Source organism: Myxococcales bacterium, assembly GCA_016712525.1.
GTDB lineage: Bacteria > Myxococcota_A > Polyangia > Polyangiales > Polyangiaceae > JAAFHV01.
The window spans coordinates 2,555,912-2,581,190 of sequence record JADJQX010000007.1 but is presented as its reverse complement, the minus strand read 5'-3'; the positions used below and the strand labels follow the sequence as shown (position 1 = coordinate 2,581,190).

22 protein-coding genes and 1 pseudogene are annotated in these 25,279 nt (G+C 69.0%); 12 read left to right on the top strand and 11 right to left on the bottom strand.

Annotated features, from left to right (window positions below):
• The first annotated feature begins 23 nt into the window (after positions 1 to 23).
• On the top strand, positions 24 to 2,663 hold the full coding sequence (locus tag IPK71_27955) for a metallophosphoesterase (GenBank protein MBK8217580.1): 2,640 nt from the start codon (positions 24 to 26) through the stop codon (positions 2,661 to 2,663).
• Positions 2,664 to 3,210: 547 nt separating this feature from the next.
• Positions 3,211 to 5,235: a WGR domain-containing protein gene (locus IPK71_27950; GenBank protein MBK8217579.1), complete on the top strand. Its 2,025-nt coding sequence runs from the start codon at positions 3,211 to 3,213 to the stop codon at positions 5,233 to 5,235.
• Between the two features lie 191 nt (positions 5,236 to 5,426).
• Here the strand turns inward: IPK71_27950 and IPK71_27945 are convergent, their stop codons facing one another.
• From IPK71_27945 to IPK71_27935, 3 genes are all read right to left on the bottom strand, one after another.
• On the bottom strand, positions 5,427 to 5,813 hold the full coding sequence (locus IPK71_27945; GenBank protein MBK8217578.1) for a helix-turn-helix domain-containing protein: 387 nt from the start codon (positions 5,811 to 5,813) through the stop codon (positions 5,427 to 5,429).
• Between the two features lie 310 nt (positions 5,814 to 6,123).
• The gene (locus IPK71_27940) at positions 6,124 to 6,471 is read right to left on the bottom strand and encodes a hypothetical protein (protein MBK8217577.1); all 348 of its coding nucleotides are present in this window, start codon (positions 6,469 to 6,471) and stop codon (positions 6,124 to 6,126) included.
• A gap of 437 nt (positions 6,472 to 6,908) precedes the next feature.
• Complete coding sequence (locus IPK71_27935; GenBank protein ID MBK8217576.1) at positions 6,909 to 7,691, bottom strand: hypothetical protein; 783 nt, start codon at positions 7,689 to 7,691, stop codon at positions 6,909 to 6,911.
• A gap of 137 nt (positions 7,692 to 7,828) precedes the next feature.
• Here IPK71_27935 and IPK71_27930 point away from each other — a divergent pair, with 137 nt between their 5' ends.
• From IPK71_27930 to IPK71_27920, 3 genes are read left to right on the top strand one after another with little or no spacing between them, the layout of a single operon-like run.
• Entirely contained in the window at positions 7,829 to 8,851 is a 1,023-nt protein-coding gene (locus IPK71_27930; protein ID MBK8217575.1) for a hypothetical protein, read from the top strand.
• 32 nt (positions 8,852 to 8,883) lie between these two features.
• Positions 8,884 to 9,465 carry an RNA polymerase sigma factor gene (locus IPK71_27925; GenBank protein MBK8217574.1) on the top strand — a complete coding sequence of 194 codons (582 nt, stop codon included), beginning with the start codon at positions 8,884 to 8,886 and terminating at the stop codon, positions 9,463 to 9,465.
• Positions 9,462 to 10,190 (top strand): hypothetical protein, encoded by a 729-nt coding sequence (locus IPK71_27920; GenBank protein MBK8217573.1) that lies wholly within the window; start codon positions 9,462 to 9,464, stop codon positions 10,188 to 10,190. The genes IPK71_27925 and IPK71_27920 overlap by 4 nt, the downstream gene beginning before the upstream one ends.
• Before the next feature lie 18 nt (positions 10,191 to 10,208).
• Here IPK71_27920 and IPK71_27915 read toward each other — a convergent pair whose 3' ends face one another.
• The 4 genes from IPK71_27915 to IPK71_27900 all read right to left on the bottom strand — a co-directional run bounded on the left by IPK71_27915 (position 10,209) and on the right by IPK71_27900 (position 16,271).
• Positions 10,209 to 11,546, bottom strand: a complete 1,338-nt coding sequence (locus IPK71_27915) for a hypothetical protein (protein MBK8217572.1) — start codon at positions 11,544 to 11,546, stop codon at positions 10,209 to 10,211.
• 68 nt (positions 11,547 to 11,614) lie between these two features.
• Complete coding sequence (locus IPK71_27910) at positions 11,615 to 12,919, bottom strand: hypothetical protein (GenBank protein MBK8217571.1); 1,305 nt, start codon at positions 12,917 to 12,919, stop codon at positions 11,615 to 11,617.
• Positions 12,920 to 13,122: 203 nt separating this feature from the next.
• The gene (locus IPK71_27905) at positions 13,123 to 14,892 is read right to left on the bottom strand and encodes a M1 family metallopeptidase (GenBank protein MBK8217570.1); all 1,770 of its coding nucleotides are present in this window, start codon (positions 14,890 to 14,892) and stop codon (positions 13,123 to 13,125) included.
• A gap of 143 nt (positions 14,893 to 15,035) precedes the next feature.
• Positions 15,036 to 16,271, bottom strand: coding sequence for a hypothetical protein (locus IPK71_27900; protein MBK8217569.1), 1,236 nt, complete (start codon positions 16,269 to 16,271; stop codon positions 15,036 to 15,038).
• A gap of 109 nt (positions 16,272 to 16,380) precedes the next feature.
• Here IPK71_27900 and IPK71_27895 point away from each other — a divergent pair, with 109 nt between their 5' ends.
• Entirely contained in the window at positions 16,381 to 17,328 is a 948-nt protein-coding gene (locus IPK71_27895) for a GTP-binding protein (protein MBK8217568.1), read from the top strand.
• Between the two features lie 75 nt (positions 17,329 to 17,403).
• On the opposite strand, the gene IPK71_27890 is transcribed toward IPK71_27895, so the two are convergent.
• Positions 17,404 to 19,044, bottom strand: coding sequence for a ricin-type beta-trefoil lectin domain protein (locus IPK71_27890; GenBank protein ID MBK8217567.1), 1,641 nt, complete (start codon positions 19,042 to 19,044; stop codon positions 17,404 to 17,406).
• 177 nt (positions 19,045 to 19,221) lie between these two features.
• Here IPK71_27890 and IPK71_27885 point away from each other — a divergent pair, with 177 nt between their 5' ends.
• From IPK71_27885 to amrS, 5 genes and pseudogenes are all read left to right on the top strand, one after another.
• Positions 19,222 to 19,563, top strand: coding sequence for an alkylphosphonate utilization protein (locus IPK71_27885; GenBank protein MBK8217566.1), 342 nt, complete (start codon positions 19,222 to 19,224; stop codon positions 19,561 to 19,563).
• Between the two features lie 58 nt (positions 19,564 to 19,621).
• Positions 19,622 to 20,116, top strand: a complete 495-nt coding sequence (locus IPK71_27880; protein ID MBK8217565.1) for a hypothetical protein — start codon at positions 19,622 to 19,624, stop codon at positions 20,114 to 20,116.
• A gap of 113 nt (positions 20,117 to 20,229) precedes the next feature.
• A pseudogene (gene amrB, locus IPK71_27875) lies at positions 20,230 to 21,040 on the top strand (AmmeMemoRadiSam system protein B).
• Positions 21,037 to 21,600 carry an AmmeMemoRadiSam system protein A gene (gene amrA / locus IPK71_27870; protein MBK8217564.1) on the top strand — a complete coding sequence of 188 codons (564 nt, stop codon included), beginning with the start codon at positions 21,037 to 21,039 and terminating at the stop codon, positions 21,598 to 21,600. The pseudogene amrB and the gene amrA overlap by 4 nt, the downstream one beginning before the upstream one ends.
• A gap of 38 nt (positions 21,601 to 21,638) precedes the next feature.
• Positions 21,639 to 22,676, top strand: a complete 1,038-nt coding sequence (amrS, locus tag IPK71_27865) for an AmmeMemoRadiSam system radical SAM enzyme (protein MBK8217563.1) — start codon at positions 21,639 to 21,641, stop codon at positions 22,674 to 22,676.
• 12 nt (positions 22,677 to 22,688) lie between these two features.
• Here the strand turns inward: amrS and IPK71_27860 are convergent, their stop codons facing one another.
• A complete protein-coding gene (locus IPK71_27860) occupies positions 22,689 to 23,195 on the bottom strand; it encodes a hypothetical protein (GenBank protein ID MBK8217562.1) in 507 nt (168 codons plus the stop codon).
• Between the two features lie 113 nt (positions 23,196 to 23,308).
• A complete protein-coding gene (locus IPK71_27855) occupies positions 23,309 to 24,040 on the bottom strand; it encodes an SDR family NAD(P)-dependent oxidoreductase (protein ID MBK8217561.1) in 732 nt (243 codons plus the stop codon).
• A gap of 182 nt (positions 24,041 to 24,222) precedes the next feature.
• On the opposite strand from IPK71_27855, the gene IPK71_27850 reads away from it, so the two are divergent.
• A complete protein-coding gene (locus IPK71_27850; protein MBK8217560.1) occupies positions 24,223 to 24,915 on the top strand; it encodes a TVP38/TMEM64 family protein in 693 nt (230 codons plus the stop codon).
• Here IPK71_27850 and IPK71_27845 read toward each other — a convergent pair.
• A complete protein-coding gene (locus IPK71_27845) occupies positions 24,875 to 25,246 on the bottom strand; it encodes a TerB family tellurite resistance protein (GenBank protein MBK8217559.1) in 372 nt (123 codons plus the stop codon). The two genes, IPK71_27850 and IPK71_27845, sit on opposite strands and share 41 nt — an antisense overlap.
• Positions 25,247 to 25,279: the final 33 nt, after the last annotated feature.

The following is a 25,279-nucleotide window of genomic DNA, read 5'->3' as shown; positions in this document are numbered from 1 at the left end:
CTTCAACGAGGTCGTCATTAAGAATGAGCGTACCAGTGACAACAGTTAGAATCCTTCACATCTCGGATCTTCACGAACGCGCAGCATTTGAGGGTATGCCCCCGAGTCGGAAGGCCACCCTCGAACGAGATGCGGAGCATCGCGGCTACGTCCTCGGGTCGCGCTTTACAAAGGCGCTAAGGAACGTCGCCGCATTGGGCCGATTCGATCTGGTTTTGTTCACCGGCGATCTTGCTGACTGGGGACACCCGGCCGAGTACGCTGCAGCGACTGGGCGAATCGAAGCAATCCTAAACGAACTAAATGTACCGAGGGACCGATTCTTTGCCATCCCTGGGAACCATGACATCCGCCGAACGGTCAATCCAAAGGTCAGAGCGAAGGTGCTAAACGCAGCCAGATCGGCCGGCACCGTCGCCGTCGGGGAGTGGATGCGATGGGGCAAGAACGTCCACGGAATGGCAAAGGATTGGCGCGGACAGCTACTGGAGCGAACCGAAGACTTCTGGCGATGGCACACCGAGTTTCGGCAGGACAGTCTACGCCCATCCGGCAACAAGCCACTTGGGTATCGGCATACTTTTCGACCGGGCCAGCTCGTAGCGGGAGCGCCCGAATTTCACATCATCGGCCTCGAATCTTCATGGCTCTGCGGAGCAGACGATGATCAAGGAAACATCTTCCTATCGAGCGAGCAGATCACGGGCCACATCAGGAATGGAACGAGCGCGCTCGGAGGCTTTCGTCTCGGGCTAGTGCACCATCCTCTTGACCATTTGGCAGACCATCATGAGGCTCGCCGACTACTGTCGGATGACGGCGTCGACCTACTACTCCATGGCCATCAGCATACCCCGATCGCGCTCAGCACAACAGAGGGTGCCCACACCTTGGTGGTCGTGGCGTCGGGCTGCCTAGTGGAGGGCGACCTCGGGAAAAACTGGCCCAACTCATTTCAGGCTATCGAAATCGACACCGGTCGAAGACAGGTTAGAGTACACTTTTCCAAGTGGGCGAGAGAGGGCCGGTTTTGGGGATCGGGAAGTGACATCTACGAGCAAGCGGCCGACGGAACATTAGCCCTCGAGTTGCCGCAACGCCCGACCGGCGACGGAGCACTTCACGCGCGAGCGCGGTCTCGCATCGAGCCGGCCGCACAACCGCAAAATAACTTACTTGTATTCGGTCGCCGAGCGATAGCGCTCGGCGACCGCATCGCAGTCGAATCTGGGAGCTGGACGTTGCGCATCGAAGCCTTCCTTTGTGGAGGCGAACACTCAATAACTTCAATGTTTGAGGCTTGCACAGAGCCTCACGACCGCTTCGTCATAACCAGTCATCCGCCCGAGGCACGCGCAGCCGAACGCCTAGTGAAACTGGAGCGAATCGACAACCACATCGAAGTAATTATTGCGATTCTGCCTCACGCTCCACCTCAACCGTTCATAGACCACGTCGACATCGATGGCAATCTTCGCGAGATAAGCGGGCAGGCGCTCCAGGCTCAGATTGTTCAAATGGCACTAGGAACCGCCTATGGGCACGTCGCGCCAGCTCACGGGACGCTGGTCCCTGAGTGGGTTCGCATGACCTCATATCAGGACGGGATCGGAAAGCTCGTCGAGATGGACATCGCTCGAATGACGTCGCTCTTCGGTCCCGGCGCTGAGCCTCCGACCTTAGGACACGTGACAAGCGCGACGGTGGTGAGCGCGGATGGGCTCAACGTGGAGCTTGACGTCAGGTTCCTCGACGGCCATCGCCAGTCAGTTTCGGCCAAGATACCTCACAAACCCTACGACCACCGGGAGACTGAAGCTGCAGTTGCAGCGCTGATTGCTGCAGCCTCGGCGGCGCCGATGAGCCGTCCGCAACAACCACGAATAACTCCCACCAACCGCGAACTCCCGAAAGACTTCACACCTACGAACGGAGCGCTGAAGTCTAGGTCCGGGGGGATAGTCGTACCCACTGCATGGCGTCTAACGCTGAACCTTACTGTCGACGGGGTACCACCGAGCGAGCTCCTTAGGGTACTTTGCGATTCGCGTGCGACTGAAGACCTGCACAACTATGGTCGAACGGCAAGGTGGCCGCGGCCGCTCTTCTTTGGGACCTCGACGGTAAATGCCGCCACGACCCACTGGCTACATTCGTACACGTCGGCGCAGAATGAGATCGGTGAGGAGCACCTCTCCCTCGCCCCGACGGGGCGCGTCTCGTACGAACGTCACACGTCCTCGGACCACGACCAGCCCGCGGTGGACTTCGGTATTCTTGGTCTTGACGTAATCATGTTCACGGCTGTTGCAGCACGCTACGCTTCGAAACTCGAGGTGCGCGAGCCGTGCATGGTTGAGTTTTCGCTTCACAATCCGCACAAGCACGTTCCAATGCTGGCCGCCTTTCGGGCGACGCCACTGAAACCAGTTCGAAGCGATGTTGCGCAGTACACTGGTGACGGGCTTGCGCTTACGCAAACGTTGCCTCTGAACATCGCCTCACGAGATTCCCTCGGTGATTTTTGCCATCGACTGATCGAACGGGTCGCGAATAACTTCGCCCATGAGCCGGGTCGAAGCGAGTCTCCGTTCCTGTCGATCGACAGGCAATCAATAGCGCAGGCAATAGACTGGTATCTGCCGGGCTCCAGTTATCCGTAGTTACCGACATGCTGCCGTGGCGGCGTCATCATTTCGCCACTACTACTGCCTGCGGTCGTTTCGGAGCGACCGAGCCACGCTCCGACTTTCGCAGGTTTACAGCTAAATCGGCGAACTGGAGCCTCGATCACCACGAAAAGGCAGATGGAAGTATGCGAGCTCGCTCCGGGTTCTGGAATCGCCAGACACCAGACACCAGAGGAACTCGCGATGGGGATGATCGATCGGATGAGCCGGGAAGAGCGACGTGGCATCGTCCGGCTCGGGCGGATTACATCCGCGGGCCCGAGGGCATCCTCCTCGGCCTCGCCGAAGAGCTGGGAAAACAAGCCTCCCGCCGCGACCCGCTCGAGACCTGAGCGTCCTCCACCCGCACCGAGCGCGGGCGCTCGTGTGGGATCGCAGCACGCAACCCACGTCCGCCGGCAGGCTCGCTCGAGCCCTCCGCGACCGCCACGCCACCACGCGTTCCTCAGGGAATCTCAGGGGGTGCGTTCGCGTAACATCCGCTGTCGCACCCGCCGCGGGGCGCCATCGGGAGAAGAAGATGCGCAGGTTCGAGCTCGTCGAGGGAACGTCGGCCAAGTTCTGGGAGGTGGGGGTGGCCGGCGCGGAGGTGCACACGCGCTACGGGCGCCTCGGCGCCGCGGGGAAGACCACGGTGAAGGCCCTCGAGTCCGAGGATGCTGCCCACACGCTCGCCGCGTCGCTGGTTCGCGAGAAGGTGGGGAAGGGCTACGTCGAGAAGTCGGTGGTCGCGCCGACGGCGTCATCGGGGTCGTCTGCGCCGACTGTGCCGTCTGCGTCGACTGCGCCGTCCGAGCCTTCGGGTTCGCCTGCGCCGCCTGCGCCAACTGCGCCGACAGCTCCCTCCGTCGCCGAGCCTGCGCGCGCTCCCGAGCCCGCGCCGAAGCCCGCGAAGGCCGCGAAACCGGCGAAGGTCGCCGCGGCGCCGAAGCCGCCCAAGGCTCCCGCGAAGGGGAGCGCGGACTATCAGGCGGGGTGCGACGCCTGGGCCGCGGCGCTCGGGTGGCTCCAGGTCGATCGCATCGAGGAGCTCTCGGCCGAGGGATACGCGGCCGCGCTCGACGCCGCGCTCGCGGACCCACGCGCCGCCGGCGTGGCGGCACCGGAGGCCATCCTCGACCAAGTGGCGACCCTCTCCCTGCCGGACAGCCAAGTTTGCGACGAAGCCCAGGTCGAAAAGCTCTTCGGGGACGACCCGGCGGAGCTCGCGAAGCAGCAGGCGCGTCAGCTCGCGTTGCGTGCGCGCATCGCCGAGTGGATGCAGGCGAAACACGCCACGTTGATTCGTCTCCTCGAGGCAGGATACCCCGCGACCAAACGCGCCAAAGGCTCGTACTCGTTGCCACTCGAGAATTTCGTGCGCTCTCTGCCCTGCTCGACGCAGGAGAAGATCCCCTATGCGTGGGATGGGCCGGAGGGCGCGGCATCGACCACGGCCGCCGACGTGCTGCGCTCCTTCGTCGCTCATGGGAGCGGCGTCTCGGACGACGCGCTCTCGGAGGCCGCGTTCCTGCGCTATCCGGCGCTGCGCGTGCTCGTCGAGGCCGGTGGCGGCACGGGCAACGGAATTCTCCTCGCCTGGGGGAGAGCCACCGAGCGGAGCGCGACCTCCGAGGGGGACGTCCGCGCCGACGCGCGCCGCTACCTCGAGCTGCTCGCGCCTGCCTTGCGCGCGGCCGGAGCCGACGGACTGAGCTTCGAGGGGCCGAACGGCGTGGTGGCCGGCGCGCTCACCGTGGCGCTCACGCGCGGCGCTTCGGACGCCGTGGCGGCGCTCGTGTCGGCGGGGACACCGCTCGATCAGGCGCTCGCGGTGGAGGTCACCGACGACGTGCACGTCGGCTCGAACCTCCTCCCCGGCGGCCAGAACCAGAAGCTTCGTTTCGCGGCCGGCTTCACGAGCCGCGACGTGGCCGAAGCCACGCTCGACGCCCACGACAGTTGGGAGGCCGCGCTCGGAGACAAGGACGGGCCCCACGTCACCGACGCACGCCGACGCGCGCGGGATCGCGTGAGGTCTCTCGCAGCCACGCTGGCGGCTCGCGGAGTCCCGGTCTCTGGCCTCCGCGTCCCCCTCGCGCCGGTCGAGACCATCCCGACCCCACCGACGTTCAAGCCCACCGTGGACGCCGCGCTGCTCGGCTGCGTCGAGCGCCTCGGAGGCGACTCGGCCGAGGCCACCCGTCGCCTCGCCGCGCTTCACCCTGGAGGCTTTGGTCCATTCGTCTACTTCAAGAGCGCCGCAGCGGCCGTGGGCCCGCTCCTCCCTCGCGAGCGCCTCTCGGAGACCGGCGCCGCATGGCTCTGCGCCTACCTCGGCTACGACAACGGCGCCACGTTCGAGAACCTGAGCGGCTACACCTCGGATGCGCGAGCCGTCATCCGCAAAGGCACCCTGCTGGGCGTACGTGGCTCGGACACCGTGGCCGTCCTCGGCAAAGACGGCAGCGTCGCGTGCGCCAGCGTACGCGGAGGCGTCGAGCCCCTCGCCCCGGACCTCGAGACCTTCGTCCGCGAAGACCTCAGTCGGGTCGGGGTGGGGTAGCTCGTCGAGGGTGAGAACGCGCCGCACATCCTCACGAAACGCGCAGGCGACGGGTCGACTCGACGGACGCCCCTGCGTTCCCGCTATCGCGTACCGACGGGCTGGTCGTGTAGCCGCACGGCGGCGACCAGATCGGGCACGACGCGTGATAACCGCTCGAGGAGCTCATCGAACGTTACGGGGGGCCCCCCCTACTTCAGCTCGGAGTCGTAGCCGCCGAGCTCTTGCGTCATCTGCGAAAGCTCGCGAAGACCTGCGCGGCGATCCTTGTCGCGGTTGTTCTTGAACGCGAGCACGTCTTCGATCCGCAGCCGCCGATGTTTGCCGGTCTTGCGAAAGGCGATCCGCCCCTCGTCGAGGAGTCGCACGAGGTACTGCCGTGACACGTTGAGCAGATCGGCGGCCTGCTGCGTAGTTACCTCGCGGCCGACAGGCACGACGGTGACCGAGTCGCCCCGCGCGAGCACCTCGGCCACGCGCGCGAGCACATAAAAAACCGACTCGGGAAGGGCTATGGTCTCCCCCTTAGGGCCGACGAGCTTGCACTTGGGCGCGCGGCGCTTCGGCGGGTGGACCATCCCCCCGAGCGCCCTGGACAGCGCGACCACCTGAGCCTGCTGCTCAGGCGGGGCGGCGACCGGGGTCATCCGACGGATCAGGTCTTCCATCGTGTGCGCTGCGGCTTGCATGAGGGAACCTCCTCGAAAAAGGCTAGCGATCGACGCAAACGCAACCACGATCGACCCATCCGCAACTAGGCTCGCATGACAGAGTCGTCCTCGGTGGACCGTTCCGTCCGCTAGCTCGCTCGACGCGCCAGCGCGCCCCCAAACTACCCCAGCATGCCCCCCACGACCTGTTGGGCCAGGCGAGGAAATCGACGGGCTGCTACCGCCCGTACGAGCAGCCCGGGGCGCAGAAGTCGTACCCCGTCGAGTCGGAGCACGGTCGCGGCGTGCCCGTGCAGCCTCCGGTGGTCACGCAGCCGCTCTTTCCGAGGACAGCGTCGCAGTTGCCGGTGAGCACCCGTTCGTCGCAGGCCACGGCCTGTCCGGCGCATACGTAGTTTCCGAAGGACAGCGTCCAGCGGCAGCCCGGCACGCGGTCGCACGTCGTTTGGGTGAACGTGCTGCAGGATTTCGCGGTGCCCGTGCAAGCCGGCGGAACGTAGTCGCAGCCTCGCTTCGTGCAGTCGGATTTCTCCGGGGTCTCCTCGCAGGAGAGGGGCGTTCCCACGCAGGTGGACCTGGCGGTCGACGTGCCACCCGCGGCGACCGTCGCGGTGTCGCCTCCGTTGGCGCCTCCGTCGGCGTCGCCTCGCCGACCGAGGTCTTCTTCGCTGGCGCACGCGGCGAGGGAGGAGAAGGAGCAAACCAGACCGAAGAGAGCAAAAACGGCTGGAGATCGTAGGCATTGTCGTGGCCTTGTTACCGTTCCCCCGCATCCGTCACGCGGGGATCACTTTTTCTTGGGAGACCGGGAAGCCTTTCAGGAGGGAGAAGCGACCCCCTTCGACGGAACCGTTGCCGCGTGGTGCCCGACAAGCAAGTCCTTTGTCGGCGGCGTGCCTCGTCGGCATACCTGGGCTCGTCGTCTCGTCCAGGCGTGTGCCCGCAGCTCGAGGGCTCGATGCGGGGGGCTGTGCTCACCATGCGGGAGGGCGCGCACGCGTGTCACTTCTCGAAGCAGTACAACCGGAGCTGCTGAGAGCAATCCGCGGACGAGTCGTCGTAGCCCGTCCCGGCCTCGGTCCAGGCGAGGGTCTGCGAGGCGAGCCCGTAGGCAGCGCGTGCGTGCACGCCACCCACGGAGCCCGAGCCCGCGGACGTCCAGTCGGTGCATCCGCTGATCGGGAATGACGCCCCTTGCGCGTAGTACCTCGGCCGCACGTCGTATTGCCCGCGGTTGTCCGTCCCCGTCCACACGTAGCTCGAGGCTACCGTCTTACCTCGCTCGTCCCTCGCGAGCGGAACGCGGGGGCCCTCTTTGATGTAGAATTTGCTCTCGAACACCTTCGTCGTGCGATCGACGAAGTACCAGGGCCCGACGTCGGGGACGCGGTCGATGGCGTTCTCGGTCGAGCTCGAGAGCCAAGCGACCCAGGTGCCCCCGAGGTTGGCGGCTGCCGCGTGCGAGGCGCAGAGGTTGTCCGCGCCCTGCAGGCCCGTGGCCGCTTTGCCCTCCCCCGCGAGGTTGCCCGTATAGGTCAGGCTCGTGACGAAGACCCGCTTGGCCCCGGGAACGGGGCTCGTGCCGCCTTCGGCGACGGGGCCGTCCGGTGCGGTCGGGGTAGTGGGCCCGCCGTCCGAGGCGCCTGTGGTCGAGCTGTCTCCGCTCGGCGTCGGCCCACCGTCGTTGCCGGGGCGCTGACCAAGGTCCTCGTCGTTCGCGCACGCGGCGACCCCGGTGGAGAAGAGGCAAGCCACGGCGATGAGGGAGAATGTGCGGGAAATCATGTGCATACCGGGGCCTTGTTGCCCTCGCGGCCGTTCTGTCACGGGCAGCGGCATTTTTTTTCGGGAGACCGCCGCGTCGCGATGCCACGGATCGCGACGTGGTGCAAAGCCTGGTTTCCGTGCTAACCGACGGGCCCGTGGCAGCGGCCGGAACGCGTGTCCTCTCTCGGTGGGCGTGGCTCGTCGGTGTGCTCGGCGTCTTCGCGCCGATGGGGGAGGCGCGCGCCGACGAGCCTCCGGTGGCGTCCCTCGTGTACGCTGTCGGCTCGGGGCTCTCCTGCCCGGACGAAGCCTCGTTTCGCGCTCGAGTGACCACTCGCCTGGGGCGCGATCCCTTCGTCCCGCAAGCCGCGACCGCGGTGCGCGTGCAGTTCGAGGCTCGGGGCGCGCGGGTCGTGGCGCGCGTCGAGGTCGCCGAAGGCTCGAACGTGCCCGGAGTACGATCGCTCGAGCAGCCGAAGGGCGCCTGCGACTCCCTCGCCGATGCCGTAGCCGCGGCGGTCGCGACGGCGATCGACCCGATGGGCCCTCGTCCGGTCTCTCCCGCGCCGCCGCCGACACCTCCCCCCGCCGCGGCCCCCCCGCCCAAAGAGCCTCCCGCCGCGCCATCCGTCGCTGCGCCCGCGTCGCCTCCCGCGCCCGCGCCCGCGCCCGCTCGATCGGGGCCACCGCTCCGGCTCGCGCTGACCGCGCACGGGCTCGGGTCGGTCGGTGTCGTGCCGGGGCCTGCGCTCGGCGCGCTCGTCGGCGTGGGTCTGCGTTATGGCGCCTTCGCGCTCCACCTCGAGGGGCGCCTCGAATCGACTCCCTCGTCTGCGGCCGTGACCGCCCGCGATCGCCTCACCGGGGTCGCCTATGGAGGCGGGCTCGTGCCATGTGGGGAGATAGGGTGGTTCGAGGGCTGCGTAGGCCTGAGGCTCGGCGCGCTCCAGGTCACGTCGCTCGACGTCGTGCGCCCGACGTTGACGAGCGCGTTCGCTGCCGCCGTTCTCGCGCGCGCCGTCGTCCGCGTTCCCGTGGGGGAGCGCGTGCACCTGCGCGGCGGGCTCGAGGGCGGCCTACCCCTCGTGAGGACCACGTTCTCGATCGAGGGCGAGCCCGTGTGGACGGCGGATCCCCTCTACGCGGCCCTCGTCCTCGGGATCGAGCTGCGGCCGTGACAGAAACCGCCCAAGCACGACAAGGCCCGGGTGTGGGAGTCGAGGCTTGGTCACATTGGGCAGAGTTTCGGGCGCTCTTCGAGGCCGAGTTCGACTTCGTCTGCCGCTCGCTGCGCCGCCTTGGCGTGCGCGACGCCGACGTGCACGACGTCGCCCAGGAGCTCTTCGTGACGGTGAACGCTGCCCTCCCGACCTACGAGCGCTCGCGGCCGGTTCGCCCGTGGCTCTTCGCGTTCGCGACGCGCTTCGCGGCGAACTACCGTAGGTTAGGGTGGCACAAGGGGGACGTGCTCTCGGAGGACGCGCCGCTCCCGAGCCCCCGCCTCGCCGAGAAGCTCACCGCGAGGGTCCTGGTCGCCCGTGGGCTCGACGCGCTCGACTTCGACAAACGTGTCGCCCTCGTGATGCACGACCTCGAGGGTATCCCGGCTCCCGAGATCGCGCGGGAGCTCGACGTCCCGCTCAACACGGTCTACTCGCGCGTGCGCCTCGCGCGTGTCGGGTTCAAGAAGCGGCTCCGCGAGCTCGAGGCCGAAGAGCGCACGGGAGAGCCGAAACCCGCCGAGTCGGGCCCCGAGGGCTCGGCCGACACGGACGAGGAGGACCCGCGATGAACGACCTCGAGCCGCTCGATGACGAGCTCTCACGCCTCTTTGCCGACGAGCGTGTGGCCCACACGCCCGAGCCCGTGGCGCGTGGTGAGGTGCTGGCGAGGGTCGAGAAGTCCGTCCTCCTCGCGACGCTCGCGCAGGGCGCGGCGCAGGGTGGGGGAGCGAAGGTCGGGGCCGCGGTCGGCTCGGGCGCCACGGCCCTCGCTCGGCTCAAGGCAGCCATGGTCGTGGGAGCCCTTGGCGCGTTCGCGGCGGGGGTGGCCGTCGGGCGAGCATCGGCGCCGCGCAGCGCCCCACCGCCTGCGCCGTCGGCGATTGCGCTCTCGAGTGCGCCGACCGCCACGGAGTCGGCTGCCCCGGTCGTCACGAGCGCCCCCTCGGCGGTCGTCTCGGCCGTCCCCACGGCGCAGGTCCCACCCTCCGCCACGCCCAGCGCGACCATGATCCCCACGGCGGTGGGGGACCTCTCCAAGGAGCAGATCTTGCTCGACACGGCGCGCGCGGCGCTCGCGCGAGGTCGAGCGGAGGACGCGCTCGCGGCGGTCGCGTCCCACGCGGCTCAGTTCCCACATGGCCGCCTGGTCGAGGACCGGGAGGCCGTCGCGGTCCAAGCGCTCGCCGCCGCGGGGCGAACGGACGAAGCACGTGCTCGCGCGCAGCGCTTCCGAGCGCGCTACCCACGGAGCATCTACCTGCCGGCGATCGACAGGAGCCTCTCGCATCCGTGACGTGCGACGGGCCAGGCGCTACCGAATGCCCGCCTTCGGCACCAAGGTGAGCCTCGGCAAGTACGTCTGCTCCATCAGGCGTCGCCGCGTTCCCACCACCGCGACGCCCTCCCCGCACGCTACGATTTTGGTGAAGTCGACCTTCGAGATGGCCCAGTTCCCCTTCGCGGCGAGGGTCTCCGCGTCGAACGAACGAATCGCGCCCGTTTCCGAGCTTCGATAGACCGTGCCATTCGAAGGGTCTGCCGCTATCGCCTTCCCGTACTGGAGCACATACGTGCCGAGCTGGGCGAAGGTGGTCGCGTCGTAGGCCTGTCCGTCCGCGAAGAGGAGCCGGTTCCCCGCTCGCACGAAGCGCACCGTGTCGTTGGACCCCGTGCCTTTCGTCGGCGCCGGCCCCATCACGATGCCCGTCGCGTCGACGACGAAGCGGGCGAGGCCGTACCCACTCCCGGGGACGGTGGTGCGCCCGATGAGCTCGCTCGCGGTGCTCCCTCGCGCGAGCAGGCTCCCCCCGCGATCACGGAGCGCCTTCGGCCGCGCGACCCCGTCGTCGAACACGGCCGTCCCCGCGCGGGCCGGCGACCGGTTCTTGATGGCATAGGTGATCGCGACCGCGCTCGTCGACCCCTCGAGAGCGAGCATCTGCTCCACATAGTAGACACCGGCTGAATCTGTGGGCAGCGGAACCAAAGGGCCGGCGGTGTCGTTCCGCAAGTCCACCTTCCGAAAGGAGCTCGCGCCGTCGATGGCCACCCACAAGGTGGTCCCATCGTCCGAGAGCGCCATTTCGCCTGGCTCGCTGCCGATAGGAATCGAACGGTCGACCGCTCCGGTGATCGGGTCGACCACCACGAGCCGATTTCCGAGCGTCGGATCGGCGCTCGGCACCGAAGCGACGAGCTTGCCGCGCGCCGCGTCGCACACCACATGATTGACCACGATGTCCGTCGCGATGCCCGGCAGCACCGTCACCACGACCGACTTGCTCGTGCTCTTGCCATTCCTCGTGGCGGTCACGGTGTACGTGGTCGTCTCCGTGGGGACCACCACCGCGCGGGGCAGCTGCCTGGAGGTCGCCTCCTCCATGCGGGCCGGTTGAGGCGATACGGTCACCGTCGTGTCGGCGTCCGTCGTCCACGTGATCTCGACCTCGGTGCCCGCCAAGACGAACGGCGTCTCCGTCGTCACCTCGCCCAACGTGGGCCCGGGCGGCCCCGGGTCCTGCGGCCGTGCAGGCTCCTGGCCGATGGGACAGGCCTCGCCCCCTCCGCACCCGATCGCGATCGCCACCCCACAAATTCCGACCAGACGAGAGAGCGGGAGCGGTACGAAGGAAGACGTGACTCGGTTCATGGATCCTCGGAGAGCGTAGGACGGAGCGAGCGCCAGTCGCTCGCCAGAGGGAAGTGCCCGCGGGCGCACTAACGCTTGTCGAAATGCGAAACAGGAATGGAGAGCAACGCCTTGCCGCCCACGCCCGTCACCACGCTCGGGCCGCACCGAACGATGCCTCCGAACTGCCCGCCGGAGGGACGATACGAAGCGCGTGGGGTGAACGCCTCGAGATCGAAGGCAATGACCTGCCCGCCCCCCGTGGCGAAGACCGTCTGGCTCGGTGGATGAGGTGCCACCGACCCGACCACGCCCGCACCGCCGCCGGGCAGCAACGTACCTAGCCGCGCGCCCGCGGTGGAGAGCACGTTCCCGGTCGAGAGGTAGAGACGCCCGTCCGCGAGCTCGATCGTTCGCGCGCCCCTATCCACGATGTCCGGCTTCTTCTCGAGCTCGCGAACGCCGTCCGCCGCGATCGACATGACGTAGAGATCTTGGCTCCTGCCATACGGACCGATTCCGTAGAGCTCGTTCGCGGCGGCAGACCGCGCGAGATAGGTCGGCCTCTCGGGCCCGCGCTCTTGCATGACGGGGCGAGGTACGCCGTCGTCGTAGACGGCTACCCCTTCGGGAAGGAACTGGACGGCGAGATCCCGGTCGCGGGCGATCGCGACCGAGGTGGTGCTGCCCGCGAGCACGACGATGCTCGCGGCGTACACGCCGCCGTTGTTCGGCGGCAGCTGCGGGAAGGTGTGCAGCGGCCCGCGCGCCAAGGTCGCAGTATCGACCTTTCGGAAGCCCCGCTCCTTGTCGATGCCCACCCACGCTGTCGTCGCGTCGTCCGAGAGGGCGACGACCCCCGGCTTCTGCCCCACTTCGACCGAGCGCTCGATCGCGCCCGTGGTCGCGTTCACGAAGGCGAGCCTATTGGGGAGAGTGGGGTCTTTCTCGTCCGTCGTCGCAAGGATCGTCCCGTGAATGGCATCGCAGACCATCGAGCGAACCATGAGGTTCGTCGCCACTCCGGGCAGCACCTCCACCCTGACCGACTTCGACGCCGTGCCGGATTCGTTCGACGCCGTCAATGTGTAGGTCGTGGTCTGGGCGGGGCTCACGAGGGTCGTCGTCTTGAGCGGCGAGATCGGCTCCCCGGGAGGATCGAGCGCGATGCGGGCATTCGGTGGGCTCACGACCCACCGGAGGGTGCTCGTCTGCGACGGCGCGAGCAGCGGCGATTCGGCCACGAGCTCCATGATCGTCGGGGCTGGCGGCGGCGGCGGTTGGTAGCTCGATGTCGGACTCGGCTCGGTCGGCCCCGACATCAGCTCGGGCGTGTTGCACGCCCCCGACATGGCGACCACTGCAAGAACGACGGAACCGTACGCGATGCGCATCTCCCCCCATCTAGCCGTGACGCACGTTCTACGCCACCCTTAACGTCGCGTGTTCGTCGCTCCGTGCGAGTCGCCCATAGGGCCTCCGAGGGCAGCCAGCCCGCTTACCACGAGGGGCCCGGTGTCGCGCTGCGACTGCCGCGCGACCTCGAGCGCGTGCCACACGCCATGGGCGTCACGCGCGAGCCCGCACACCCCCAAACCTACCCCAGCATGCCCCCCACGACCTGCTGGGCAATCGGGTGGTACGTGCCCCGGTACTCGGCAAAGAGCTCCTTCGCCAACGCACGCGTCTCATCGCGCCGCGCGAGCGCCCGGTAGAGCGGCTTCAAATACTTCATTCGGCCGATGCTCCCGAGCACCTCTTTCACTCGCGGGAGCACCGGCGAATACCCCGACTCACACGCGAGCACGAGCCACGAGACGGCGATCTCGAGGTTCTTCGAGGCGGTGAGGCCGTACGTCGTGTCGAGGGCGCGGCACACCTCCTCGCTCGAGGGCTTGGGCATCGCCTCGAGGTAAAGCTGCCACTCGGCGGGAGTCCACGTTCTGGCCTCTTCGGCCCCGGGCACGGCGCCGGCCTGCGCGAGCGTGCGCACGGCGGTGAGGCGCTTCGACTGCGGCTCGTAGTGGCGCGGGGGGAGGCCAGGGCCGTCGATCCAGGCCTTGGCGTCGACCTCGGCGAGGAGCCCGGGGGCCTTGTCCTCCACGAGCGCGACGAAGTCGTCCGTGGTCGCCGCGCCGAAGCGGTGCGCGCCGAGCCACGCGGTGAGGAGCGCGTCGAACCGCTCTTTGCCTGCCGCCGCCTCGAGCGACTTCAAGAACAGATACCCCTTCTCGTAGGGGACGGCGCTGAACGCCTCGTCCGGATCGATGCCCTCGAGGTGCGTGCGAAGACGCGTGAGCTCCGGGTGGCTCGCGTGCTGCTCGAAGGCCTGCTTGAGCCGCTCGTACCCGAGCGCCGCGTGCAGCGCTCCGAGCTCGTCGCCCTCGAGCGCCTCCACGATGCGCCGCTCCGCGAACACCGTGAACCCCTCGTTGAGCCAGAAATGCTCGGCGTTCGTGTTCGTCACCAAGTTGCCCGTCCACGAGTGGGCGAGCTCGTGGGCGAGCACGCTGACGAGGCTCCTGTCGCCGGCGAGCAGCGAGGGCGTGAGGAACGTGAGCCTCGGGTTCTCCATGCCGCCGTAGGGGAACGAGGGCGGCATCACGAGCAGGTCGCAGCGCTCCCAATCGTACGGCCCGAAGAGCTGCTCGGCCGCGCGGAGCTGCTCCTCCACCACCGAGAACTCCCACGCCGCCGCCTCGATCTGCGCGGGCTCGGCCCACACGCGGCACCGGTCCGACACGTCGCGCGAGACCACGTCGCCCACGGCGAGCGCGAACAGATAAGGGGGAATCGGCTGCGGCATCTCGAAGCGCTCGAGGGCCCGCGCGCCCGGGCCGCTGCCTTGCACCTCGCGCCCCCGTGACGCGGCCGCCATCACGCCGCGCAGCTCCGCGGGGACGTCGAGCGTCGCCGTGTAGGTCTGCCTCACCCACGGCGTGTCCTGGCAGGGGAGCACGCTGCGCGCGTGGATCGCCTGGCACTGCGAGAAGAGGTACGGGTGCACCTTTCCGAGCGTCTGCGCGGGCGCGAGCCACTGGAGCGCCGACGCCTCGGGCGACGTCCGGTACACGATGCGCACCGCGCTCGCGCCCTTCGGCAGCGTGATCTCGAGGCGCTGCCCGAGGATCGGATCGGCCGCGTGGAGCGTGTGGGGCAGGGGGGCGCCGCTCTCGTCGGTCACCGCGTCGATGGTGAGGCCCCGCGTGTCCAAGTCGAGCGGCCCGCCGCGCGAAGGCTCTCGGAACGTGAGCGTCACGGAGCACGTGAGCACACGCGCCTCGAAGTCCACGCGGGCCGTCCACTCGAAGGACGTCGTGAGAGGTTGGGAGTCGTCGGCGTAAGAGTGCGGATCGCGTCGTGCCACGGCGGCAACCTACACCGAAGCCGCGGCCTTGGCGCGCCGCACGGGCCCTCTCGAAGGCCCATGCCGCCAATGGGACCTCCAAGGTAGGTCGCGCTCGCACCCCGCCACCCGCGCAGCTCGCGCACGTGGCGGGCAGTGCGGGGTCAGCAGGCCCAGTCGAACGCGCCGCTCTCGAGGTCGTACTGGGCGCTTCCGTCAGCGAAGTTCGCGCCGCCCGCGTCGCACGCGAGCTCGAGCACGAAGTATCCCATCGCGCGTACGGCCTCGTCTCCCTGCATGGGGTGGAGCGGCCGTCCGAGCTGCACCACGGCGGTGTGGGGGGGATTGGCGCCCCGGTAGAGCGCCGCCTCAGGCTCGTTCAAGGCTCCGTAGAGCTCGCCGAGATCGTGGTCGCCGCACACCTCCGGGAACGTCGCACGCGGTGCGCGGTAGCTCGCCTCGGTGTGGAAGACGAACGCGTGGGTGTGGCCGAGCGGATCCAGGAAGGTGTGGACGTAGCGGTCCGCGCTCGGTGGGGCCGCGAGGGCCTTCGCGTGCGCGGCCACGGCGGCGAGCAGCGGGTCGTCCGTCGGTCCCTCTCCGTCGTTCTCGAAGAGCTCGGCCACGCCCTCGGGGCTTTCGAATCCCACGGCCTCGGCGTCACCGGGATGGAAGAACGAGATCGCGACGAACGGCACACCGTCGGCGTTCTTGCGCACGCGGTAGGCCTCGGGGAGCTCGATCGTCAGCCCGTGCGCGAGCGGGAAGCCTCCCTCACGATGCCGGGGCCACTCGGCTGCCGTAAGCCCCGGCGGCGCGCCGAACGCGTACCCCACGGGCGCGCCGTTCGGCTCCGTCCCGAAGTAGTGAGCTTCGGGCATTCCCGAACGGATCCGGTCCACCTCGCCGGTCACGAACGCCGCGACCGACGCCGCTGCCTTGCGATGGCCCTTAGAGCCGAACAGGTAAACGGCGGCCTCCGCCGTAGGAGGGGAGAGCACGAGGTACTCCGGCTCCCCCGCCTCGTCGGTCCGGTGGCCCACCACGGCTCCCGCGCGAATGGCCTCGCGCGCGGCTTCGTCTTGCTCCTTCGGAACGGGCTCGGCGGACGCGTCGGCGAGCACGGCGCCCGGAGGGAGCATGGCGAAGACGCGGCCCTGGGCCAGATCGGCGATCGCCCGCAGCCACTCGTGCGCGAACGAAGGATGCTGAAGGAACCGGAAGTACACCTCTCCTTCGACGAGGCACGCCTTCAGGTAGCCCCACGGGCCCCCCTCGAAGGTCGTCGGATCGGGGAGTGAAGCGCGCCCTCCGTACCCACCGGGCACGTGGTGCGCCTCGATCCAGGAGGTGAGAGAAGCGTGGATGGCCTGCTTGGGCGTGACCTGGTCGGATGTCATCGGTGCACCATACGGCGAGAGGGTCGCGCTCCTTCCCCGTCCCGTGGTGAGGGCTCGCATCGCCGTAGAGGCTCGACGCGGCCCGCCCTCCCACGGCATGCTCGCGGCCATGCTCCCCGTCACCGTCGTCACCGGCTTCCTCGGCGCCGGCAAGACCACGCTCGTGAACGCGTGGCTCGCCGACTACCCGCGAGGCGACGTGGCCGTCGTGGTGAACGAGCTCGGCGACGTGGGCATCGACGGGGAGCTCCTCGCCGAGCGTGTGCGCACCCTCGTCGAGATCACCGGCGGGTGCGTGTGCTGCCGCTCGCAGGCCGAGCTCGTGCGCGCCCTCGAGGCCATCGCCGCGCAGCGGCCCGCACCGTCGCGCGTCGTCATCGAGACGTCGGGGGCCGCGTCACCTTCGGGCGTCTTACGGGCCCTCGCGGGAGGGGGCCCATCCGGGGAGCTCCGGCTCGACGGCGTCATCACCGTGGTCGACGCCACGCGGATCGCCGAGCTCGCGTCGCATGACCTGGCCATCGAGCAGATCGCGTGTGCGGACGTGGTGGTGCTCGCGCGGGCCGACGTGTGCGACGAGGCCGCGCTCGCTGAAGCCGCCGCACGAGTCGGAGCGTGGACGACCACCGACGCCGTGGTGACGTCGGCCCGTGGGTCGATTCGCGAGCCGGGCCTCGGGACGCTCGAGTCCCTCGTCGCCCACGCACACGACGCGGTCCGGCGCGCGGGCCCGCGGATCACCCCCATGGCGACGCACGCGGCGTACACGGCTGTGTCCCTCGTGCTCGAGGGCGAGGTGGACGGCGAGGCCTTCGCGGACTTCATGGAGCGGGAGCTCGGGGCGCTCGGACCCCGGATTTTGCGGACGAAGGGCATCGTGGCCGTCGCCGGCGTGGACGCCCGCATGATCGTGCAAGGCGTGGCCGACCTCGTCGAGATCACCTTCGGGGAGCCGTGGGGAGAGGCGCGCCGCGAGAGCCGCCTCGTCGTCGTGGGCCTCGGCATCGACGGGGACGCCCTCGTCCGCGCGTTCTGGGCCGTCGCCGCGAGGCCATGACGAAGAACACCAAAGGCGAACGCGGAGGCCGGATTTCTCCGATCTCCGCGCCGCCTCCCCGTGCCTCGATCCGCGTCAGATGAGCTGCATCTTTTGGTTCGGGTCGTCCGAGCACGCGGTCACGCTCGAGCCCGCGAAGTCACCGGTCGTCCCGGGGAGCACGAGGCAGAGGCCCTTGTCGCTCTTGAGGTGACCCGAGGCGTCGAAGACCCACGAGGTCTTGATGGCGCCGTCGCAGTCCCCCATGACGACCGCGTTGTCGCTGCGCACGACCGCGCATTTCTGGGCGCCCGCGTCGATGCGGAGGTGCCCCGCCGCGTCGAGGCTCCACTTCTGCGTGCCGCCGAAGTTGCAGGCGAAGGAGCCCACGGCCGCCCCGTTCTCCTGTTTGCCCCAGAAGTCGTCGAGGCACACGTTCGCCCCCGAGGTCCTTTGGAGCGACTTGCTGGCGAAGGCCCGCGGGAGGGCCGCGTCGAGCGCCGCCTCGAGGTCGGCCACCGGGTGGACCTTGGCGGCGAGGCCCGACGCGCCGGTGACGCAGGCCGCGACCTTCGGGTCGGAGGCGAGCGGCACGTACTTGAGCGCGTCGTAGCAAGCGTCGTTCGCCGCGGAGATCTTCGCGTAGTCGTCCTCGAGCATCGCGTCGGCCTTGGCCTTGGCGGTGCGGTCGACGGCTGCGGAGCCATCCGCCTCGATCGAGCGCGCTTTCAGCGCGACGCGCTCGTGGAAGAGGGCGGCGATGCGGCCGCGGGCGTCGTCGACCGTGCCCGGGAGATCGTCGATCGCGGGCACTTGCGGCTCGGGCAGCTCGAAGTAGGGGCGGGTCTCGTAGCTCGTCACGGCGGGCTTCTGCTTCGACGAGGTGCGGAAGTCCCCGCTCGCGTAGGTGATGGCGTCCTTCATGAGGGCGTCGCACGAGGCGAGGTCGTCCATGCTGCACTTCGCCGCGTGCTCGCCGCTGATGAGCGCGGTGAGCCCGCTCGTGTCGCCACCCTCCTGGAACGCGTCCATCGCGATGGTGACCTTGCCCTTGTACTGGTTCTGGAGCGCGTGGAGGGACTGCGAGAAGTCGAGCCAGCTCGAGTGCGCGCCGATCTTGGCGTCGAAGCTCGTCTTCGTGTCCTCGCTGTCGAACTCGAAGCGCAGGTTCACGTAGAGTCGCGCCCCGTGGTTCTCGGCACGGACGAACTTGTCGCCGCACACCTGCATGAAGCGCGCGGGGTTCCCGACGAGCCCGCGCGCGACGTCGGCGAGGCGAGGGGCGTTGTCTTGGATGACCTTCGAGTCGAGGTCGTACGCGACCTTGTACAAGTACGAGACGCCGCGCTTCGTGCCGAGCGCCTTCCGGGCGAAGCTCGCCTTGCCGTCCCCGCCCCAGATGCCGAGCTTCACGGAGGCGTCCGTGTCGAGCCCGAGCTCGGAGACCACGGTGTCGAGCGACTCGGCCTTGCGGAAGCTGAGCGTCGCCGTCTCGGTGCCTGGGATGAGCGCCGTCTTCGCGTCGACGCACGAGGTCGTCGTGAAGTTGCCCGAGCGGGTGTTGAACCCGTTGAGGACGGTGCCGACGTCCGTCGAGAGCGCCTCGCTCGAGAGGGCCTCGCTCGACGAGCCGAGCGCGCCCTCGGCCGGGGTCGAGGCGTCCACCGCGCAGCCGGAGGCGCCGAGGGCGGAGACGAGGAGGAGCGCGGAGACGACGGCCTTTTTCGTGGAGAACATGGGAGACCTCTTCGGTGTTGGCGGCGCGTCCGTCGCGCCACGAGAGAGAGGATGCGTCCCGAATCGAAGAAGGGTAAGTGAAGGCTCGTTGCCGCTATGTGTAGCGTTCCTAATGTATGAGTCGACCCGACGGAGATGTCACGGCGCCCCTCGGCCCCGGCGTGGTAGCACGCGCCCATGAGCGAGCTCCCCGCGTGCCCGAAGTGCAAGTCGGCCTACACCTACGAGGACGGCGAGCGCTTCGTCTGCCCCGAGTGCGCCCACGAGTGGCCCATCGCGGCGGCGGCGGAGGCCCCCGAGGCGGCGCGCGTCGTGCGTGACGCGAACGGCAACGAGCTCCAGGACGGCGACAGCGTGATCCTGATCAAGGAGCTCAAGGTGAAGGGCGCCTCGGCGCCGCTCAAGGTGGGCACCAAGGTGAAGAAGATCCGCCTCGTCGAGGGCGACCACGACATCGACTGCAAGATCGACGGCTTCGGCGCGATGCAGCTCAAGTCCCAGTTCGTGCGCAAGGCCTGACCGCGCGAAAAGGGACCGAGCCCTACTTCGCCGCGCCGGCTGGCCCTACGCTCGGCCCATGGCGCTTGGGCCTTCGGAGCGTTACTACGCGTCGCTCGTCGGGGCGTGGTCGGGCACGTTCACGTTCGCGGTGACCGACGAGGCCTCGCTCGCGACGCACCCGTTCGGCACGCGCGCGCTCGTCCGGGCGTCGGCCAAGGTGTCGCCCATGCGCTTCTCGACCACGCTCGAGGGCGAGGGCCGGCTCTTCGTCCACACGGCGCGCGTCGTCGCGATGGGGGTGACCGCGTACACGACGGAGGAGCACATCGTGCTCGCCGGCGACGGGGCCTCGCTCCGCATGGAGGGCGTGCAGCGCATGTCGCTCGGGCGCACGGTCACGTACGTGGCCGAAGGTCGCGTGGCGGGCGACGCGTCCGGCGCCACGTACGAGATCCCGTGGCTCGGCATCACGCTCGTGCAACGTACACGCATCGAAGAAGGCAAGCTCCGGCTCACCCAAGAGACGCCGTTCTCGCGTGCCGAGGTCCTGCTGGCGCGCGCATCCGCCTGAGGCGGCCCCCAGCGGGACGTCGTCCGCGCGCCCTTTGCGCCGCTCGTGTGCAAAGGATGCAGCGGCACGGACCTTGCGAAACTCGAGTCGTGTCCGCATCTTACGCGCGTCACATGAAGCGCCAAGAACACCTGCGAGTACGTGAGCCTGCCGTCGCCGGGTTCTTCTATCCGGGCGACGAGGATGCCCTCTCGCGTGGGGTGGACGCCTACCTGGCCGAGGTGCCCGTGGCGGAGACGCGCGTGTGCCCGAAGGCGCTCATCGTGCCGCACGCGGGCTTCGTCTACTCGGGCCCCATCGCGGCGTCGGCGTTCGCGCGGCTCCGGCCCTTCGCGGGCGTCGTGCGGCGCGTGGTGCTCGTGGCTCCGGCCCATCGGGCCTTCGTCGACGGCATGGCGGCCCCCGGCGTCGAGCTCCTCCGCACACCCCTCGGCGACGTGCGCGTCGCGACCGACGTGCTCGCGACCCTCCCGAACGTGCACGACGACGCCCGCGCCCACGCGAGGGAGCACGCGCTCGAGGTGGAGCTGCCCTTCCTGCAGCGCGTGGTGCCCGATGCCGAGATCGTGCCGCTCGCGGTCGGGCGCGCGACCCCCGACGAGGTCGCCGAGACGCTCGGCGCAGCCTACGGTGGCCGAGAGACCGTGCTCGTCGTGAGCTCGGACCTGTCTCACTATCTGCCGTACGCCGAGGGGCGCGGTCGACGCCGTGACCGCGGCGAAGATCCTCGAGCTCGGCGCGCCTCTCTCCTCCGACGAGGCGTGCGGGGCGGCCGGCATCAACGGCTTGCTCGTGCTCGCGCGGCGCCACGGCCTGCGCGGCGAGCTGCTCGATCTTCGGAGCTCCGGGGACACCGCGGGCTCGCGCGACGAGGTGGTCGGGTACGGAGCGTTTGCATTCTACGAGGACGGAGGGCACGCATGATGCACGGACGAGAGCTCGCGAAGTTCGCTCGAGAGAAGGTGCGTGAGGCCTTGGGCGCAGGCCTCGTGCGGCCACCCGAAGGCGCGGGCTTCGACGCCCCGGGAGCCACGTTCGTCACGGTGAAATGGCCCGACGGGCGCCTCCAAGGCTGCATCGGGAGCCTCGAGCCCCGCCGGGCCATCGTCCGCGACGTGGCGCACAACGCGCTCGCCGCCACCTTCGACGACCCACGCGCGTCTCCGATCGCCCTCGACGACGTCGACGACCTCGACTTCGAGCTGTCGATCCTGTCGCCCCTCGAGCGTGTCCCGTGGGACACCGAGGCCGACGTGGCGCGTGGGATCCAGGTCGGAAAACACGGCGTCCTGCTCGTGTGGAAGAGCCACAGGGCCACGTACCTGCCGGCCATGTGGGAGCACTTCCGCGACGTGCCCGAGCTGCTCGCGTCCCTCAAGGAGAAGGCCGGCCTCGCGCCCACGTTCTGGGCCCCCGACGTGGAGATCTACCGCTACACCGTGGAGAAGCACGTCGATCCTGGGGAGCGGAGCCGGCCGTCGTGAGCGCCCCCGACGCCTCGTTCCCTGCGCGGTATGCGCACATGAACGAGAGCGGCAAGCTCGCGTGCGACCTCTGCCCGCGCGACTGCCTGCTCGCCGATGGTCAGCGAGGGATGTGCTTCGTGCGCAAGCGCGAGGGTGCGCAGATGGTGCTGACGACCTACGGGCGCTCGAGCGGTGTCGCGCTCGATCCGATCGAGAAAAAGCCCCTGAACCACTTCTACCCGGGGTCGAGCGTGCTCTCGTTCGGCACGGCCGGGTGCAACCTCGCGTGCTCCTTCTGCCAAAACTGGGAGATCTCCAAGTCACGCGAGATGGACAGCCTCTCCGAGGAGGCGAGCCCCGACGCGATCGCGCGCGCCGCCAAGGCCGCCGGGGCGCGCAGCGTGGCCTTCACCTACAACGACCCCATCGTCTTCGCCGAGTACGCGATGGACACGGCCGACGCCTGCCACGCGCTCGGCATCGCGACCGTCGCGGTGACCGCGGGGTACGTTCACCCCGAGCCGCGCGCCGACTTCTTCTCCAAGATGGACGCCGCCAACGTGGACCTCAAGGCGTTCACGGAGGCATTCTATGCAAAGTACACGGCCTCGCGCCTCGCGCCCGTGAAAGAGACGTTGGTGTACCTGGCGAAGCACACGCCGGTGTGGCTCGAGCTGACGACGCTCGTCATCCCGGGCCTGAACGACTCGGACGCCGAGCTGACGGCCCTCGCGGCGTGGGTGGCGAAGGAGCTCGGAGAGGACGTTCCCCTTCATTTTACGGCGTTCCACCCCGACCACCGCATGCGTGATGTGCCCGCGACGCCGCTCTCCACGCTGCGCCGAGCTCGCGCGATCGCCCAGCGGGAGGGGCTCCGCTACGTGTACACGGGCAACGTGTACGACCCGGAGGGCGACACGACCTCGTGCCCCTCGTGCGGCGAGGCGGTCATCGAGCGCGACAGGTACGAGATCGTGAGCACACGCCTCTCGGGCGGGGCGTGTGGCTCGTGCGGCGCGCGCATCGCCGGCCACTTCGGCGCGAAGACCGAGGCGTTCGGGCGTCGGCGCGTGCGGCTCGTCGCGCTGCGGTAGACGGGCGGCCGCTCAGGCGACCTTGGCCACCGCCACGACGTAGTTCTTGCCGTAGACCTTCGCGCAGCTCGGGCACGTCGTGTAGAAAAAGTAGAGCGTCTGGAGCTCCTTGCCGCGGTCGTGCACGATGCGCCCCATGGCGTCGGCCCACGACGGCGCATCCGAGAACGGGCCCTCGAAGACCTTGGTGAGGAACGTGCCCGAGAGGTGCGCCATCACGGCGCCGGGCACGTCGTGGTCGACCGCGAAGAGGTGCTCGGAGTGCCAGGCGGAGTCGTCGTGGCTCAAGACCAGGAACTCTTTGCCCTCGGCGTGATGACGACGGATAGCCTCCCACGTCTTCGTGAAGACGGAGCCCATGTTGAGCGGCACGTGAAACGCGCTCACGGTGGACGCACGAACGAAGGGCTTCTCGTCGAACGTAAGCTCCTGGTTCTCCCACGCCTCGGGGTGAAACCGCGGGCAGCACCCCGTAGGGTTGTCGGTCGGATCGTAGGGAGGGATGGCGTTGACCTGCATGGTGCGCGAACGTCATGCACGCGGTCTGCCAATGCGCGCATTGCTTGAAAGGCTCGGAGCCGTCACCGGCTGGCGCACGGCCTGCGCCCTATGCGAAGACCTCGCGCCTCGCCTCAGGTCATGTAGATGCCGCCGTTCACCTGGAGCGTCTGCCCCGTGATGAACGGGTTTCGGACGACGCTCACGATGACGTCGGCGACCTCCTCGGGGGTGCCGAGCCTGCCCACGGGCACGCGCTCGGCCGAGGCCTTGTCGTTCCCCGCGAGCATCTCGGTCTCGATGAGAGCCGGCGCAACGGCGTTCGACGTGATGCCCTCGCGCGCGAGGAGAGACGCGTACGCGTGCGCGAGCCCCTCGACCCCCGCCTTCGAGGCCGCGTAGTGCGGGCCCACGATGCCGCCGACCTTGGCCGCGGTGGACGAGACGAACACGAGGCGTCCGAACCTGCGTTCGCGCATCCCAGGGACGACCCCCGACGCGACGATGAACGGCGCGCGCAGGTTCACCGCCATGGTCGCGTCCCACGTGGCGAGCCGGACGGCCTCGAGCGGCAGCGGCTTCGCGATCCCTGCGTTGCTCACCAAGATGTCGACCGGGCCGAGCTCGCGGCCGATGTCGTGGAGCATCTCGTCGACCGCCTCGGGCGAGGCCACGTCGGCGCCGACGGCGAACGCGTCCCCTCCGAGCGCCTCGATCTCGCGCACCACGGTCGCCGCATCGTCGGCCGCCGCGCGGTGGTTGACCGCCACACGAACGCCCTCCCGCGCGAGCGCGAGCGCCGTGGCGCGCCCGATCCCTCGGCTCGCCCCGGTCACCAAGGCCACGCGACCTCGGAGGGCTTCGATCACGCGTGCTCCATCACCGACGGAGCGTACCTCGGCTCGCGCCGCCGTACACGCCGAACGCACCACGGCAGCCGTGCGGTCGAGCTACGGACCTGTGCTACGGAAGGTGTGTGGAGCCTGCCCCCGCGCTCGACGTGCCGGAGAGGCACGGCACCTCTCCCCGCGCCGCCCGCGTCGCGCGTGTGGCCCTCGTGGCCGTCGTGCTGGTCGCGGCCTTCTTCGCCGTGAAGAGCGGGCTCGTGGCGCGCTTGGCCGACCCCGAGGCGCTCGGCCGAGAAATCACCGCGCTCGGCGTGTGGGGGTACGTGGCGTTCGTCGTGGCGTTTGCGCTGCTCCAGCCGTTCGGCCTGCCGGGCACGGTGTTCGTGTTCGCGGCGCCGCTCCTCTGGCCATGGCCCGTCGCGTTCGCGCTCAGCATGACCGGCACGATGGCGGCGAGCGTGGTCGGATTCTCGTTCGCGCGGTTCGTGGCGCGCGATTTCGTCGAAAAGCGCATCCCCGCGCGGTTCCGAAAGTACGACGAGGCCCTCGCGAAGCGCGCGTTCTGGACGATCGTCGTGCTGCGCTTCGTCTTCTGGATGCCGCCTCTGCTCCACGCCTTCTTCGGCGTGTCGAAGGTGCGCTTCTGGACGCACGTGTGGGGCTCGTTCGTGGGGTACTTCGTCCCGCTGCTCCTCGTGAGCTACTTCGGGCGCAAGATCGTCGACCTCGTCTCCGGCCTCGACGCGAAGGCGTGGGGAGGGATCGCGGTGTCGGTGGTGGTCGTCGGCGTCGGCGTTTGGCTCGTCCGAAGGCTCCGTCGTGCGGCGCGCGGAGGGGACGCGCTCGAGGCGGCTACGGCGAAGGCGGAGGCCTCGAGCTCAGGCGAACCGTGATGCGCTCTTCGAGGCTGATGGCGTCGATGCCGAGCGCGGCGGCCGACGCGAGCAAGAGCGCTCGCTCTTTCGGATCGACGTAGCCATCGACGATGGCGGCCTCGACGAGCAGCGCCATCACCTTGGGGCGCGCTTCGGCCGGGAGGGAGCGCAGCACCTGCGTCGAGCGCCCGAGGTCACCGGCGAGCTCCGTGGTCGTGTCGCGCTCGGGCAGCCCGAACCGGCTCACGATGCTCCTCAGGAGCTCGGCCTCTCGGGCTTCGACCACCCCGTCCGCCGCGATCATCGCCGCGATGAGCTCGCACACCTTGTGACGTTCGTCCCTATCCATGGAGGCCCAGACTACCGCACCGGCCCGCCGCCC

What these genes read in the sequence shown, in the direction of transcription:
- IPK71_27955 (MBK8217580.1), top strand. Translation starts at nt 24, where the DNA reads ATGAGCGTACCAGTGACAACAGTTAGAATCCTTCACATCTCGGATCTT.
- IPK71_27935 (MBK8217576.1), bottom strand. Translation starts at nt 7,691, where the DNA reads ATGATTTCCCGCACATTCTCCCTCATCGCCGTGGCTTGCCTCTTCTCC.
- IPK71_27915 (MBK8217572.1), bottom strand. Translation starts at nt 11,546, where the DNA reads ATGAACCGAGTCACGTCTTCCTTCGTACCGCTCCCGCTCTCTCGTCTG.
- IPK71_27910 (MBK8217571.1), bottom strand. Translation starts at nt 12,919, where the DNA reads ATGCGCATCGCGTACGGTTCCGTCGTTCTTGCAGTGGTCGCCATGTCG.
- amrA (MBK8217564.1), top strand. Translation starts at nt 21,037, where the DNA reads ATGATGCACGGACGAGAGCTCGCGAAGTTCGCTCGAGAGAAGGTGCGT.
- IPK71_27880 (MBK8217565.1), top strand. Translation starts at nt 19,622, where the DNA reads ATGGCGCTTGGGCCTTCGGAGCGTTACTACGCGTCGCTCGTCGGGGCG.
- IPK71_27885 (MBK8217566.1), top strand. Translation starts at nt 19,222, where the DNA reads ATGAGCGAGCTCCCCGCGTGCCCGAAGTGCAAGTCGGCCTACACCTAC.
- IPK71_27860 (MBK8217562.1), bottom strand. Translation starts at nt 23,195, where the DNA reads ATGCAGGTCAACGCCATCCCTCCCTACGATCCGACCGACAACCCTACG.
- IPK71_27890 (MBK8217567.1), bottom strand. Translation starts at nt 19,044, where the DNA reads ATGTTCTCCACGAAAAAGGCCGTCGTCTCCGCGCTCCTCCTCGTCTCC.
- amrS (MBK8217563.1), top strand. Translation starts at nt 21,639, where the DNA reads ATGAACGAGAGCGGCAAGCTCGCGTGCGACCTCTGCCCGCGCGACTGC.
- IPK71_27945 (MBK8217578.1), bottom strand. Translation starts at nt 5,813, where the DNA reads ATGGTCCACCCGCCGAAGCGCCGCGCGCCCAAGTGCAAGCTCGTCGGC.
- IPK71_27950 (MBK8217579.1), top strand. Translation starts at nt 3,211, where the DNA reads ATGCGCAGGTTCGAGCTCGTCGAGGGAACGTCGGCCAAGTTCTGGGAG.
- IPK71_27845 (MBK8217559.1), bottom strand. Translation starts at nt 25,246, where the DNA reads ATGGATAGGGACGAACGTCACAAGGTGTGCGAGCTCATCGCGGCGATG.
- IPK71_27920 (MBK8217573.1), top strand. Translation starts at nt 9,462, where the DNA reads ATGAACGACCTCGAGCCGCTCGATGACGAGCTCTCACGCCTCTTTGCC.
- IPK71_27900 (MBK8217569.1), bottom strand. Translation starts at nt 16,271, where the DNA reads ATGACATCCGACCAGGTCACGCCCAAGCAGGCCATCCACGCTTCTCTC.
- IPK71_27895 (MBK8217568.1), top strand. Translation starts at nt 16,381, where the DNA reads ATGCTCCCCGTCACCGTCGTCACCGGCTTCCTCGGCGCCGGCAAGACC.